General features: G+C 69.6%; 12 protein-coding genes. 6 read left to right on the plus strand and 6 right to left on the minus strand.

Annotation, left to right across the window (positions count from 1 at the left end; all coding sequences use genetic code 11):
• Window positions 1–49: 49 nt before the first annotated feature.
• On the plus strand, window positions 50–1033 hold the full coding sequence (locus M2165_RS21010) for a tripartite tricarboxylate transporter substrate binding protein BugE (protein ID WP_280816519.1): 984 nt from the start codon (window positions 50–52) through the stop codon (window positions 1031–1033).
• Between the two features lie 14 nt (window positions 1034–1047).
• Window positions 1048–1917 (plus strand): N-formylglutamate amidohydrolase, encoded by an 870-nt coding sequence (locus M2165_RS21015; RefSeq protein ID WP_280816520.1) that lies wholly within the window; start codon window positions 1048–1050, stop codon window positions 1915–1917.
• Between the two features lie 27 nt (window positions 1918–1944).
• On the opposite strand, the gene M2165_RS21020 is transcribed toward M2165_RS21015, so the two are convergent.
• A complete protein-coding gene (locus M2165_RS21020) occupies window positions 1945–2835 on the minus strand; it encodes an AraC family transcriptional regulator (protein WP_280816521.1) in 891 nt (296 codons plus the stop codon).
• A 287-nt stretch (window positions 2836–3122) separates the two neighbouring features.
• On the opposite strand from M2165_RS21020, the gene M2165_RS21025 reads away from it, so the two are divergent.
• Window positions 3123–4082, plus strand: coding sequence for a LuxR family transcriptional regulator (locus M2165_RS21025; protein WP_280816522.1), 960 nt, complete (start codon window positions 3123–3125; stop codon window positions 4080–4082).
• On the opposite strand, the gene M2165_RS21030 is transcribed toward M2165_RS21025, so the two are convergent.
• Together M2165_RS21030 and M2165_RS21035 are read right to left on the minus strand one after the other, a co-directional pair.
• Window positions 4083–5120: an aldo/keto reductase gene (locus tag M2165_RS21030; RefSeq protein WP_280816523.1), complete on the minus strand. Its 1038-nt coding sequence runs from the start codon at window positions 5118–5120 to the stop codon at window positions 4083–4085.
• 46 nt (window positions 5121–5166) lie between these two features.
• Complete coding sequence (locus M2165_RS21035) at window positions 5167–6363, minus strand: MFS transporter (RefSeq protein ID WP_280816524.1); 1197 nt, start codon at window positions 6361–6363, stop codon at window positions 5167–5169.
• Between the two features lie 98 nt (window positions 6364–6461).
• Between M2165_RS21035 and M2165_RS21040 the strand changes: the two genes are divergently transcribed.
• On the plus strand, window positions 6462–7424 hold the full coding sequence (locus M2165_RS21040; protein WP_280816525.1) for a LysR substrate-binding domain-containing protein: 963 nt from the start codon (window positions 6462–6464) through the stop codon (window positions 7422–7424).
• On the opposite strand, the gene M2165_RS21045 is transcribed toward M2165_RS21040, so the two are convergent.
• From M2165_RS21045 to M2165_RS21055, 3 genes are all read right to left on the minus strand, one after another.
• Window positions 7373–8143: a fumarylacetoacetate hydrolase family protein gene (locus M2165_RS21045; protein WP_280816526.1), complete on the minus strand. Its 771-nt coding sequence runs from the start codon at window positions 8141–8143 to the stop codon at window positions 7373–7375. The two genes, M2165_RS21040 and M2165_RS21045, sit on opposite strands and share 52 nt — an antisense overlap.
• A 376-nt stretch (window positions 8144–8519) precedes the next feature.
• Window positions 8520–9497: a tripartite tricarboxylate transporter substrate binding protein gene (locus M2165_RS21050; RefSeq protein ID WP_280816527.1), complete on the minus strand. Its 978-nt coding sequence runs from the start codon at window positions 9495–9497 to the stop codon at window positions 8520–8522.
• Window positions 9498–9604: 107 nt separating this feature from the next.
• Complete coding sequence (locus M2165_RS21055) at window positions 9605–10846, minus strand: aminotransferase class V-fold PLP-dependent enzyme (RefSeq protein WP_280816528.1); 1242 nt, start codon at window positions 10844–10846, stop codon at window positions 9605–9607.
• 121 nt (window positions 10847–10967) lie between these two features.
• On the opposite strand from M2165_RS21055, the gene M2165_RS21060 reads away from it, so the two are divergent.
• Window positions 10968–11660, plus strand: a complete 693-nt coding sequence (locus tag M2165_RS21060) for a GntR family transcriptional regulator (protein WP_280816529.1) — start codon at window positions 10968–10970, stop codon at window positions 11658–11660.
• Between the two features lie 7 nt (window positions 11661–11667).
• Window positions 11668–14748 (plus strand): FAD-binding and (Fe-S)-binding domain-containing protein, encoded by a 3081-nt coding sequence (locus M2165_RS21065; RefSeq protein WP_280816530.1) that lies wholly within the window; start codon window positions 11668–11670, stop codon window positions 14746–14748.
• Window position 14749: the final 1 nt, after the last annotated feature.

Genomic DNA, 14749 nt, shown 5'->3' on the forward strand with positions numbered 1-14749 from the left:
CACTTCCGTGCGCATCGTCCACCTGGATATTCCTTTCGACTTAATCGCAATGAACAACCGCCGAGACCTCCTGCTGGCCATTACCGCCGTCGCCTTCGGGCTGCCGATGGCGAGCACCGATGCGCATGCTTCTTCGGCCTTTCCCGACAGGCCCATCAAGCTCATCGTGCCGTTCCCGCCGGGCGGCTCGACCGACCTCGTCGCGCGGCTGCTTGCCGAGAAGATGTCGGTGGTTCTGGGGCAGCAGGTGGTGGTGGAGAACCGCGGTGGCGCGGGCGGCACCATCGGCATTTCGGCGGTGGCGCGCGCCGAGCCCGACGGCTACACCATCGGCATGGCCACGGTGAGCACGCACGGCGCGAACCCGGCCGTCTACAGCAAGCTGCCCTATGACCCGGTGAAGGACTTCCAGCCGATCACCAACGTGATGTCGGTGCCCAGCGTGTTCGTCGTGAGTCCCAAGCTGCCGGTGAAGAACATGAAGGAGTTCATCGCGCTCGCCAAGTCCTCGCCGGGCAAGCTCACTTTCGCTTCGCCCGGAAACGGCTCGCTCGGCCACGTCAACGTCGAGCAGTTCATGGACCTCGCGGGCATCCGGCTCACGCACGTGCCGTACAAGGGCGCGGGGCAGGCGGCTGCCGACGCATTGGCGGGCACCGTCGACGCGATGACCGACAACCTGCCGTCGTCGCTGCCGCACATCAAGTCGGGCAAGCTGCGTGCGCTGGCGGTTCTGTCACCGGAGCGTTCGCCGCTCCTGCCCGACGTGCCGACCTACCGGGAACTCGGCTTCGAATCGATGAGCGAAGGCGGCTGGTTCGGGCTGGTCGCCCCGGCGGGCGTTCCCGCACCGGTGATCGAGAAGCTCATGACCAGCGCGCACCAGGCCATGCAGGACCCGGCGTTCAAGCAGCGCACGATCGACATCTCGGGCGTGCCCATGGCCAACACGCCGGCGCAGTTCGCGCAGCAGATCCGCGAAATGATGGACAAGTACGCACGCATCGCCAAGGTGGCGAACATCAAGCTGTGACGGGCCCGCACCACATGCAGGACACCGACCCCGTCGTCGTTGTCGCCGATCCTCCGAGCGACGTGGCCCGGTTGCCGCTGGTGTGCGATTCGCCGCACAGCGGCACCCGCTACCCGGCGGACTTCGTCACCCGTGTGCCGTTCGCGCAACTGCGCCAGGCTGAAGACACGCACGTTGCCGCGCTCTGGGCCGCCGCGCCGCGGCACGGCGCGACCTTGGTGAGCGCGCAGTTTCCTCGCGCCTACATCGATCCCAACCGCGCGATCGACGACCTCGATCCCGAGCTGCTCGACGGCCCGTGGCCGTCCCCGCTGAAGCCGGGCGAAAAATCGCGTCTGGGCTACGGTCTGGTGTGGAGCCGCATCGCGGCCGACCAGCCGCTGTACGACCAGCCCCTTGCGCCGTCCGCGGTGCAATGGCGCATCGACCGGTTCTGGAAACCGTACCACGCGGCGCTTTCCACCGCGGTGCAGCGCGCGTTGACCGATTTCGGTGCGCTGTGGCATCTCAACCTGCATTCGATGCCGGGCAATGCCTATGAGAAGCTGCGCATCGCATCGACCCGGCCGCTCGCGGACTTCGTGCTCGGCGACCGGGAAGGCACGACCTGCGAGCCCGCGCTGCTGAACGTGGTGGAAGCCTCGGTGCGTGCGCACGGCTACACGGTGGCGCGCAACGACCCGTACAAGGGCGTGGCGCTGATCGCCGAGATCGGCAATCCGGCCAAGCGGCGGCACAGCCTTCAGATCGAGATCCGCCGGCCGATCTACATGAACGAAAAGACGCGCGAACCGAACGACGGCTTTGCGCCGTTGCAGCAGTGCCTCGAGTCCACGATCGGCGCCGTGGCGGCGCACGTGAAGCTGCAACTGAAGAAGGGGTAGCCTGCGATGCGAAGCCCCCGTGCCGTGCTAGCCGCTGATGCCATTCCTCGCCGAAGCCGGCTGCAACGCATCGAGCGCAGACAGCCTGCGGTAGTCGCCCGGCATCACCGCATAGGTGCCGAGAAAGGTCTTGTGCAGATGGCTCTGGTCGGTGAAACCCGCCGCGTGCGCCGCATAGGTCACGCGCGCGCCGCCGGCGATGAGGTCGCGTGCGTACTCGATGCGGTGGCCCACCAGCATCTCGTGCGGCGTGAAGCCGAAGGCGCCCTTGAAGCGCCGCTGCACATGCACCGGATGCAGGCCGGCCGCGGCCGAGAGGCTGTCGAGCGTGAGGCGCTGCTGAAAGCCCGAGGCGATGAGCGCGTAGAGCCGGTTCATGCGGTCGTCGCCGCCGTCGAGCCTGCGAGCGGGCTGCGGCGCGAGCGGAATCCAGCGCGCGAGGCGTTGCCGCAGCAGCGCGCGGCCGGCGGCGCTCTCCTCGGTGTCGTCGTCGCGGCCGATGCCGGTGGGCTCCGACAGCAGCCGGTGGCATTCGAGGAAGTCGCGCGCCTCGGCCTGGTCGAGGAAGACCGCGACGCCGTCGTCGTCCTCCACGCGCGCGAGCGGCGTGCTCTCGTGCGCGGCGCTGATGCAGCGCGCCACGGCCGGGCTGCAGTACATCGCGTCCTCGCGCCAGGGCGTGCTGCGGGCCTGCACCGAATGCCAGACCTGCGGCGCGATGCGCAGCAGCGTGCCCGGCGGCACGACGCTCACGCGGTTGCCGCTGGTGCGGACATGCAGCTCGGCATCGGACACTGCGAGCGTGTAGCCGACGTGCCGGTGCGGACGGATCTCGCGCTCCGACAGGCGGTTCGAGGTCAGCTGCAGGCCGGTGAGATCGGCGTCGCGCCAGTAGCGGGTGCCCAGGAGTTCGATCAAAAGCGGTGTCCCTCGAATGTTGTCGTGCGCAGGGCTGCAAGCCGCATGCCAGTGCGCGATCTGTTTGTCCGAGTGTCCCTCATGCGGCGCGGCGAGCACCGGGTGCAAACTTCATCCAAAGGTACTCAGTCGGGCCTCGGCGCGGTATGCGGGGGCCTTTCTTCCTGGCTCCCCAGGCCTCCGAAGCTAAGAATCTACAAGGCGGCATCGCAGCCCTTTGGTAGCTTGGGCCACTGCCCGCGGCAGCGTTGTGGAACGCGGCGCGCGGCATCTCCACGAGCCCTCTCATGATTTCTTCGAACCTGTTGCCATTGGACGCGGCGGCATCGCTGCCGGACGCGCGCGATATCGACCCGGCGCTGCCGCCGAGGCAGTCGGCCGAGCTGCCGCTCGACGGCCCCTTTCCGCAGCTCTATTCGGAAGAGCAGCTGTACCTGCCGCCCTCCGCGGACCGGCGCGCCGACGGTGCGCCTGGCATCGTCGGCGACCTGCTCGATGCGCGCGACGCCGAGGCGCGGCGCGAGCTCGTGCAGGACCTGCTCGATGCGCTCGGCTTCGACTGGCTCGCCTACGGCACCGTCACCTACCTGCGCGGGCGCTGGTGGCCGCTGAGCTTCTACACCGCGCACGCCAACCCGGAATGGACGCAGCGCTACTTTTCGCACCGCCTCTACGAGATGGACCTGCGCCAGCCGGGCGTGCCGGCGTCCAGCCTGCCGCTGGTGTGGGACGTCGAGCAGATCGAGGCCATGCCCGTGTCCGCAGCCACTTCGGCGGCGGAAGATCCGGCGGGCCTGCGGCAGCGCTTCGTCGACGACCTGCGGCTGAGCGGCATCCACAGCGGACTGATGTTCCGCCTCGCATCACCGACGCAGGTGAACCTGTACACGGTCATCAGCCTGCAGTCGAGCGAGCCGGGCCGCCGCTGGATCACCGACGACGTGGTGGGCCATGCGCTCACGCTCGGCCTGAGCCTGCACGAGTACCTGTCGCGGCATTCGCGCATGCCGAGCGAGGCGGGCGCGGCGGCGCGCATCGAGATCTCGAGCACCCAGCAGTCGATCCTGCAGCACCTGCTGCAGGGCCGCAGCGACAAGGAGATCGCCAACCACCTCGACCTCTCGGCGCATACGGTCGACTACCACATGCGCCAGCTGCGCCGCCGCTTCGCAGCGCGCAACCGCGTGCAGCTGGTGAACGCGGTGCAGCAGAGCGACAGCGACTTTGGCGTGCTGAGCGATTTCTGATCAGGTGGCCACGGCCACCGGGCTGCGCTCCGCGAACTGCCCGTTCCAGTACGGGTAGTAGGGGTAGGGCGGCGTCACGGCGCTGGCCGCATCGAGCCGCGCGATCTGCGCCGGGCTCAGCTGCCAGCCGAGTGCGCCGAGGTTCTGTTCGAGCTGCGCCTCGTTGCGCGCGCCGATCAGCACGCTCGACACCGTGGGCCGCTGCAGCAGCCAGTTGAGCGCGATCTGCGGCAGGGTCTTGCCGGTTTCTTCCGCCACCGCGTCCATCGCGTCGACCACGCGGTAGAGGCGCTCGTCGTCCACCGGCGGCGCGAAGCCCGCGGTCTCGTGCAGGCGGCTGCCTTCGGGCAGCGGCTGGCCGCGGCGGATCTTTCCGGTGAGCCGGCCCCAGCCCAGCGGGCTCCAGACGATCGCGCCCAGGCCCTGGTCGATGCCGAGCGGCATCAGCTCGAACTCGTAGTCGCGGCCGATCAGCGAGTAGTAGGTCTGGTTGGCCACGAAGCGCTGCAGGCCGAGCCGGTCGGAGGCGGCGAGCGATTTCATCAGCTGCCAGCCCGAGAAGTTCGACGCGCCGATCAGCCGCACCTTGCCCGCGCGCACCAGGTCGTCGAGCGTGTCGAGCACCATCTCGACCGGCGTCATCGCATCGAAGGCATGCAGCTGCAGGATGTCGATGTAGTCGGTGTCCAGGCGCTTGAGCGCGGCCTCGGTGGCGGCGATCAGGTGGTGCCGCGAGGCGCCGACGTCATTGGGCCCGTCGCCCGCGCGCAGCGCGAGCTTGGTCGAGATGATGGCCTTGTCGCGCCGGCCCTTGAGGGCTGCGCCGAGGATCGATTCGGAAGCGCCGTTCGAGTAGACGTCGGCGGTGTCGAACAGCGTCACGCCCGCGTTGAGCGCGAGGTCGACGATGCTGCGCGCGCCTTCGACGTCGGTGTTGCCCCAGGCGCTGAAGAGCGGGCCCTGCCCGCCGAAGGTGCCGGCGCCGAAGCCGAGTGCGGGAACCTTGAAGCCGGAGCGGCCCAGAAAGCGTTGTTCCATGGTGTTGTCTTTCGAGTGAGGAGGAAGAAGAAGAAAAGAAAAAGGATCAGGCCCGTGCCGAGGCGCAGTCGGCGCTCGCGGCCTTGCCGCGGCCTTCGCGCCGGTCGAGCGCACGGCTCCAGAGCGCGATCGCAAGGCCCGCGAGCGTGAGCAGTGCCGCCACCCAGCCGAGGGCGCGCAGGCCTGGGCCATGGTCGATCACAGCGCCGCCGACCCAGGCGCCGAGTGCGTTGCCGAGGTTGAAGGCCGCGATGTTGAGGCTGGAGGCGAGGTTCTGGCCCGCGCCCGCGGCCTTCTCGAGCACGCGCAGCTGCATGGGCGCCACCGTGGCGAACGCGGCAATGCCGAGCAGGCCGACGAAGACCACGGCCGCGACCGGCGTGCCGATGGCGAACTGCATCGCGCCGAGCACCACGGCCAGCGCCAGCAGCGTGCCGAGCACCGCGGGCATCACCGCCCGGTCGGCCAGCCGGCCGCCCAGGATGTTGCCCACCGCGAGCCCGCCGCCGAACACCAGCAGGATCGGCGACACGGCCGCTTCGGACAGCCCGGTGAGCCGCGTCAGGATCGGCTGGATGTAGGTGAAGACCACGAACACGCCGGCATAGCCGAGCACCGTCATCGCCAGGCCGAGCAGCACCTGCGGCCGGCCGAGCACGGCGATCTCCTCGCCGAGCGGCGCGGGCTTGCCTTCGCCCTCGACGCGCGGCACGAAGAGCGCCAGCACCGCGAACGCCAGCACGCCGATCAGCGTCACGGCCCAGAAGGCGGCGCGCCAGCCGAAATGCAGGCCCAGCCAGGCGCCGGCCGGCACGCCGAGCAGCGTGGCGGCGGTGAGGCCGGTGAACATGATCGCGATCGCCGAGGCGCGGCGCTCGGGCGCCACCAGGCCGGTGGCCACCACCGAGCCGACGCCGAAGAAGGTGCCGTGTGCGAGCGAGGTGACCACGCGCGCGGCCATCAGCAGCTCGTAGCTGGGCGCCAGCGCGCAGGCGAGGTTGCCGAGCGTGAAGATCGCCATCAGCGCAAGCAGCACCGTCTTGCGCGGCAGGCCGCGGGTGGCGATGGTGAGCAGCGGCGCGCCGACCGCGACCCCGAGCGCATAGCCCGAGATCAGCAGGCCGGCGGCCGTGATGGAGACGTGAAGATCCGCCGAGACCTGCAGCAGCAGGCCCATGATGACGAATTCGGTGGTGCCTATTCCGAAGGCACCGGCGGTGAGGGCAAGAAGGGCGATGGGCATGCCCTGTACTTTGGCGGCGAACCCGTTCGATGACTAGAATGCCGCCCGGACATTCACCTGTGAATTCAATTCACACAAAATCACGCTAGGAGATCGCCATGCCGCGCTTCGATGTGAACCGTTCGGGCGAGATGGAAGCCTTCGTCCAGGTGGTCGAGGCCGGTGGCTTCTCGGCCGCGGCGCGGCTGCTCGACATGACGCCTTCGGCCGTGAGCAAGCTGGTGGCGCGGCTCGAGCAGCGGCTCGGCGTGCAGCTGGTGCACCGCTCCACGCGCAAGCTGCAGCTCACGCCTGAGGGGCTGCATTTCTACGAGCGCAGCACGCGCGTGCTGGCCGACATGGAAGAGGCCGAGCGCTGCGCCGCCGCGGGCGCCGCGCCGCGCGGGCGCGTGAGCATCAACGCCAGCGTGTCCTTCGGCCAGCACCGGCTCGTGCCGCTGGTGCCGAAGCTGCTCGAGGCGCATCCGCAGATCACGCTCGACATCGCGCTCACCGATCGCATCGTCGACCTGATGGACGAGCGCGCCGACATCGCGATCCGCTGGGGCCAGCTGCCGCCGTCCGACCTGGTGGCGCGCCGCCTGGGCGAGACCAGCCAGGCGATCGTCGCCTCACCGGCCTATCTGGCGAAATACGGCACGCCGCACACGCCCCAGGAGCTGGAAGCCCACAACCGCCTGGGCTGGAGCTACCGCCGCAACACGCCCGACTGGCCGCTCTGCGTGGACGGACGGACGATCGGGCTGCCGGTCGCCGGCCCGGTGCGCGCGGCCGATGGCGAAACGCTGCGCCATCTCGCGCTCGCGGGTGCGGGCATCGCGCGGCTCTCGCTCTACCACGTGCAGGCCGACATCGACGCCGGGCGGCTGGTGCCGCTGCTCGACGAATTCAATCCGGGCGAGGTGGAGCCGATCCACGCGGTGTACATCGGCAAGGCCGGCACGCTGCCCGCGCGGGTGCGCGCGGTGCTCGACTTCCTGGTGGCGAATTCCGGCGTGGGCGGCGGGCGCTACACGCTCAGGCGCAGCGCGCCGATGCCGTCGAAGGCCACCGTCACCTGATCGCCGCGCCGGCAAGGCAGGATGCCGACCCAGGAGCCGGTGGTGACCACGGTGCCCGCGGGCACGGTGCGGCCATGGCGCGTGAGGTGGCGCAGCCAGACCGGCAGCAGCCAGGCAGGATCGCCCATGGGGTGGGTGCCCTGGCGCACCACGGGTTCGGCGCTGCCGATGCGCGTCTCGCAGCGCTGCGAGGTCCAGTCGATGGCGGCATAGGGCTTCCATTCGCCGATGGCCAGCGCGCCATGCACCTGCGAATCGGCCAGGCGCAGCAGCGCGGGCGTGGCGGCGAGGTCCTGCCAGCGCGAATCGACGATCTCGACCGAGACGGCCATGGCGTCGACGAGCGCTGCGGCATCGGCATGGTCGAGCGCGGCGGCCATGGCGGGCGTGACCTCGCGGCCGAGGCGCAATGCGATCTCCGACTCGATGCCGGGCACATGGAAGACGAGGTCGCTGAAATCGGCCGGCGCGGCGCGCACGCCGGCGGGCGGCAGCGGCGCATGCGTGAGGACCGCGTTGCGCGATGCGCCGCCGGATTTCCAGGTCCGCGGTGCGCTTTCATCGGCAAACCAGCCGAGCGACGCGGCGACGGCGTCCTGCACTTGGTAGGCCTGGTCGGCGTTCTCGAGCGTGGCGAGCCAGGGCGTGGCGTCGAGGGTCTGGTGGGTGCGGCGCGCGTTTGCGAGCGCTTCGGCGAGGGCTGTCGTTGAAGGGGTCATTGGGGGATTGTCTTCGTTGGGTTCTTTGTGTTGTTCGGTGCTTGTTTCGGGGTGCTTGTTTCGAGGCGGTTGTTCGGGGCGGTTGTTCGGGGCGTGTGCACAGGCCACCGGGTACTCCCCTCCGCGAATGTCCCCCGCCTTCGGCTCCTCCTTTATTTCGCTGCGGGGAGCACCCGGTGCCCTGTGCACAGGGCACGCTCGTGGTTTGCGGCCGATCAACCAGTGCTCTGATCCGCTCCCGTCGATGGTGGGCTCCCCGCAGCGAAATAAAGGAGGAGGCCGCAGGCCGGGGGACATTCGCGGAGGGGAGCCCACCGTCGGCGGGAGCGCGCCCCGAACGAGCGCGCCCCAAAGAAGCCGCAGGAGCAAAAATGCGTCAGGTATCGACGTGCACCTTCCCGTCCTTGACCACCTTGCCCCACTTGGCAATCTCGCTCGCGATGAACTGCTTGAACTTGTCCTGCGAGCCGCCGCCGTCCTCCGCGCCGTAGGTGTCGAGCTTCTCCTGCACGTCGGGCATCGCCAGCACCGTGTTCACGTCACGGTTGACCTTGTCGGCCACCGCCTGCGGCAGCTTGCCCGGGCCCGCCAAGCCGTACCAGGTGGTGGCCTCGAAGCCTGCGAAGCCCTGTTCCTGCATCGTCGGCACGTTCGGGTGGCCCTTGGCGCGCTTCGCGCGCGTCTGCGCCACCGCGAGCACGCGGCCGCTCTTCACGTGCGGCGTGGCCGCGGTCATGGTCTCGAAGCTGTACTGGATCTGGCCGCCCATCAGGTCGGCCAGCAGCGGGCCGCTGCCCTTGTAGGGCACGTGCAGCGCATCGACCTTGGCCTGCAGCTTGAACATCTCGAGCGCCAGGTGCTGCGCCGAGCCCGCACCGGCCGAGCCGAAGCTCACCGTGCCGGGTGCGGCCTTGCACAGCGCGACGATGTCCCGGGTGGTGAGCGCCTTCTGCGCCGGGCTCGCGATCAGCAGGTTGGGCGTGACGCCCACCAGCACGATCGGCACGAAGTCGCGCTCCACGCTGTAACGCAGCTTCGGTTGCAGGCTGGGCGCGAGCGCATGGCTGTTGATGTGCGCCATCAGCAGCGTGCTGCCGTCGCTCGGCTGCTGCGAGACGTACTCGGCGGCCAGCACGCCGGCCACGCCGCCCTTGTTCTCGACGATGACCTGCTGGTTCCACATCACGGTGAGCTTCTGCGCCACCACGCGCGCGAGCGCGTCGGTGCCGCCGCCCGGTGGAAAGCCCACCACGATGCGCACCGGCCCGCTGGGCCAGTCCTGCGCGTGGAGCCGGGGCATGCCCAGCGTGGCGGCCGCGGCGCCCGCGGCCTGGAGGAGGGAACGTCTCTGCATCATCTTTGTCTCCGAGTGGGTTGGGGGTCCGATGCGGGAGCGGCCGCCGCATCGTTCGAGCGATGCGCTGCGGCCGCGGTGCGAGTGCCGTGCAGGTGCGGTGGCGGCTAGGCCGCCTGCTCCAAGGCCGCCGGCGCGGCATGACTCGCGAAATGGTCCATGGCGGCCTGCACGCCGCTGCCGGCGAGCTTGATGCCCGAGAGCTTCATGCCCATCTCGACGCCCGCGACCATCGCCACGAGCGTGAGGTCGTTGCTGTCGCCGAGGTGGCCCATGCGGAACATGCGGCCCTTGAGCTTGCCCAGGCCCGTGCCGAGCGAGAGGTCGAAGCGCTGGTGGATCAGCCGGCGCAGCGCGTCGGCATCGACGCCTTCGGGCGTGATCACGCCGGTGAGCACCGGCGAGTACACGGCCGGATCGGCGCACTGGATCGGCAGGCCCCAGGCGTTGACGGCGGCGCGCACGCCGGCCGCCCAGCGCTGGTGGCGCGCGAAGACGTTGTCGAGCCCTTCGCCGAGCAGCATGTCGAGCGACTCCGACAGACCGTAGAGCAGGTTGGTGTTGGGCGTGTAGGGCCAGTAGCCGTCCTTGTTCATCGCGACGATCTCGTCCCAGGCCCAGAAGGCCTTCGGCAGCTTCGCGGTCTTCGAGGCCTCGAGCGCGCGCGGCGAGAGGGCGTTGAAGCTGATGCCGGGCGGCAGCATCAGGCCCTTCTGCGAACCGCTCACGGTCACGTCCACGCCCCATTCGTCGTGGCGGAAATCGGCGCTCGCGAGGCCCGAGATGCTGTCGACCATCAGCAGGGCGGGGTGGCCCGCGGCGTCGATGGCGCGGCGCACCGCGGCGATGTCGGAGGTGACGCCGGTGGAGGTTTCGTTGTGCACCACGCACACGGCCTTGATCTTCTTCTCGGTGTCGCGGCGCAGGCGCGCCTCGATCTGGTCGGCCTGCACGCCACGGCGCCAGCCTGCCGCCGCGGGCAGGTGCTCGTCCTTGCCGGACCAGGCGAGGAACTCGGTCGAGAGGCCGAGCCGCGTCGCCATCTTCTGCCACAGCGAGGCGAAGTGGCCGGTCTCGTACATCAGCACATGGTCGCCCGGGCTCAGCGTGTTGGCGAGCGCGGCCTCCCAGGCGCCGGTGCCGGAGGCCGGATAGATCGCGACCGGATGCCGCGTCTTGAAGATCTGCTGGATGCCGCCGAGCACCTTCAGGCCGAGCGTGCCGAACTCCGGCCCGCGGTGGTCGATGGTGGGCAGGCTCATCGCCCGCAGGATGCGATCGGGCACCGGGCTCGGGCCGGGGATCTGGAGGAAGTGGCGGCCGGTGGGATGGATGTCGAGTTGCAGCATGGACTGTCCTTTCGCTTCCAGTTTTGCATTCAAAATAGAATTTGTCGTAATGGTTTACCCTTAATAAGAGCGGTTGTTGCTGTTGTTTTTTGCATTCAAAATGCATTCAAGGGAAACGAACATGACCGCTGACATCATCGAGATCTCGCGCCTCGCGCTGCACGACCAGGTCGCGGCGCGCCTGCGCACCATGCTGGTGGAGGGCCACATCGCGCCCGGCGCCAAGCTCAACGAGCGCGCGCTGTGCGAACAGCTGCGCGTCTCGCGCACGCCGCTGCGCGAGGCGATCAAGCTGCTCGCGGCCGAGGGGCTGGTCGACCTGCTGCCCAACCGCGGCGCGGTGGCCGTGAAGCTGACCGAGGCCGACGTGCTCGACACCTTCGAGGTGCTCGCGATGCTCGAGGGCATGTCGGGCGAGCTCGCGGCCAAGCGCATCACCGAGGAGGCGCTGGCCGAAGTTCGCGCGCTGCACTACGAGATGCTGGCCTGCTTCGCGCGGCACGACCTCTCGGGCTACTACCGGCTCAATGCGCGCATCCACAGCGCCATCAACGACGCGGCGGGCAACCCGGTGCTGTCGGCCACCTACCGCTCGATCAACGCGCGCGTGCAGTCGCTGCGCTTTCGCACCAACCAGGACGACGCGAAGTGGAAGCACGCCGTCGAGGAACACGAGCAGATGATCGCGGCGCTGACCGCGCGCGACGCGGCCGCGATGCGCAAGGTGCTGGTCTCGCACCTGATGCGCAAGCGCGACACGGTGCTGGCGCTCATGCGCGCCGGCGAGATCTATCCCCAAGCCAGTTCGAGCTGAGGCCTTCATGCGCATCGATCCCGCGAGCCACATCCAGCCGGCCGGCACCGTCCTGCCGCCGAACGAGACCTGCGAAGCGCTGGCGCGCCGGCTGCGCGCCGAGACCGAGGGCGAGGTGCTGTTCGACAGCGGCTCGCGCGGTCGCTATGCCACCGACGCCTCGATCTACCAGATCATGCCCGTGGGCGCCTTCGTGCCGACGAACGAGCGCGACATCGCCACCGCCATCGACATCGCGCGCGACCTGAAGGTGCCGGTGCTCGCGCGCGGCGGCGGCACCAGTCAGTGCGGCCAGACCACGGGCGCGGCGCTGGTGATCGACAACAGCAAGCATTTCCGCCGCGTGCTCGACGTGAACTTGGAGGAGGGCACGGCCACGGTCGAGCCCGGACTGGTGCTCGACCACCTGAACGCGCAGCTCAAGCCGCACGGCCTGTGGTTTCCGGTCGACGTGTCGACCAGTGCGCAGGCGACGCTCGGCGGCATGGCGGGCAACAACTCCTGCGGTTCGCGTTCCATCGCCTACGGCAACATGGTGCACAACGTGCTCGGCGCGAGCGCCTGGCTTTCGAGCGGCGAGCTGGTGGATTTCGGGCCGGTGGCTTCGCTCGATGCGCGCGCGGCCGGCATCGCGCAGTTCGTGCACGGGCTCGCGCAGGCGCACCGCGAACAGATCCGCGCGCACTGGCCCAAGGTGCTGCGCCGCGTGGCGGGCTACAACCTCGACATCTTCGACAACCAGAACGAGCGGCCCTACACCGCCGACGGCAGCGTCAACCTCGCGCACCTGCTGATCGGCGCCGAGGGCACGCTGGCCTACACGAAGAGCCTCAAGCTCCAGCTCGCGCCGCTGCCGCGCGCCAAGGTGCTCGGCATCGTGAACTTCCCGACCTTCCATTCGGCCATGGACGCGGCCCAGCACATCGTCAAGCTCGGGCCGACGGCGGTGGAGCTGGTCGATCGCACGATGATCGAGCTGAGCCTCGCCAACCCGGCCTTCAAGCCCACGGTGCAGACGGCGCTGATCGGCAAGCCGGCGGCGATCCTGCTCGTGGAGTTCGCGGGGGCCGAGAAGGCGTCGCTGCTGCCGCAGCTGAAGCGGCTGGTCGAGCTGATGGGCGACCTGGGCCTGCCCGGCAGCGTGGTCGAGATGCCCGACGAGGCGCGGCAGAAGAACCTCTGGGAAGTGCGCAAGGCCGGCCTGAACATCATGATGAGCCTCAAGGGCGACGGCAAGCCGGTGAGCTTCATCGAGGACTGCGCGGTGCCGCTCGAGCACCTGGCCGCGTACACCGATGCATTGACCGAGGTGTTCGCGCGCCACGGCAGCCGCGGCACCTGGTACGCCCACGCCTCGGTCGGCACGCTGCACGTGCGGCCGATCCTCGACATGCGCACCGACGGCGCCGCCAAGATGCGCGCGATCGCCGAGGAGGCCGCGGCGCTGGTGCGCAAGTACAAGGGCGCCTTCAGCGGCGAGCATGGCGACGGCCTGTGCCGCGGCGAATGGATCGAATGGCAGTTCGGGCCGGCGATCAACGAGGCCTTCCGCGCCATCAAGCAGAAGCTCGACCCCGCCGGGCTCTTCAACCCCGGCAAGATCGTCGATCCGCCGCGCATGGACGATGCCGCGCTGTTCCGCTTCGCGCCGCCCGATGCGCCGAAGCCCTATCGCCGCATCGAACTCAAGCCGGTGCTCGACTGGTCGGCCTGGAACGTGAATGCCGACCCGGTGACCGAGCAGACCAGCGCGCCCGGCACCGGCGGCGACGTGACCGGCGGCTTCGCCAAGGCGGTGGAGATGTGCAACAACAACGGCCACTGCCGCAAGTTCGACGCCGGCACCATGTGCCCGAGCTACCGCGTGACGCGCGACGAACAGCACCTCACGCGCGGCCGCGCCAACACGCTGCGGCTCGCGCTCTCGGGCCAGCTCGGCGCCGACGCCTTCACCAGCGAGGAGATGCACGAGACCATGGACCTGTGCGTGGCCTGCAAGGGCTGCAAGCGCGACTGCCCGACGGGCGTGGACATGGCGAAGATGAAGATCGAGTTCCTCGACCACTACAAGAAGCGCCACGGCCACACGCTGAAGGACAGGCTGGTGGCGCGCCTGCCCGACTACGCGCACCGCGCGAGCCGCGTGCCCTGGCTGCTGAACCTGCGCAACAGCCTGCCCGGTGCGGCCTGGCTCGGCGAGAAGCTGCTCGGCTTCTCGGCAAAGCGCTCGCTGCCCGAATGGCGCACCGACACCTTCTGGCGCATCAAGGCCGACAGCCCGGGCCTGTTCGCGAGCCGCGAGGCGGTGCTGTCGGTGCAGGCCAGCGGCGGCAAGGCTGCCGTGCTGTTCGTCGACACCTTCAACGGCACCTTCGAGAGCGGGAACGCGCTGGCCGCGGCGCGCGTGCTCAAGGCCGCGGGCTACACGCTGCACACGGTGGAGAAGGGCGGCGGGCACCACTGCTGCGGCCGCACCTTCCTCGCGAGCGGCATGGTCGACCAGGCGAAGCAGCGCGCCGGTGCGCTGATCGATGCACTGCAGCCCTTCGCCGAGGCCGGCATTGCGGTCGTCGGGCTCGAGCCCTCGTGCCTGCTGACGCTGCGCGACGAGGCGCTGGTGATGGGCCTCGGCAGGAAGGCCGAGGCCGTCGCGCGCCAGGCGCTGTTGTTCGAGGAATTCATCGCGCGCGAGTGCAAGGCGGGCCGCTTCGCGCTCGCACTCGCGCCCGCCACCACGCCGATCCTGCTGCACGGCCACTGCCACCAGAAGGCCTTCGGCGCGGTGAGCCCGGTGCTCGAGGTGCTGCGGCTCATTCCGGGCGCCGAGCCCGAGCTGATCGAGAGCTCGTGCTGCGGCATGGCCGGCAGCTTCGGCTACGAGGCGCGCCACATCGAGGTGTCGATGCAGATGGCCGAGGCCAGCCTGCTGCCCGCGATCCGTGCCCGGCCCGACGCGGTCGTGGTGGCCGACGGCACCAGCTGCCGCCACCAGATCGCCGACGGCGCGGCGCGCGAGGCGGTGCACGTGGCGGTGCTGCTCGACCGGCATCTGCTGAAGAAGCCCGAGGCGCAGACCGCCGCGGGGTGAA

It is taken from the genome of Variovorax sp. TBS-050B (genome assembly GCF_029893635.1).
Lineage (GTDB): Bacteria > Pseudomonadota > Gammaproteobacteria > Burkholderiales > Burkholderiaceae_C > Variovorax.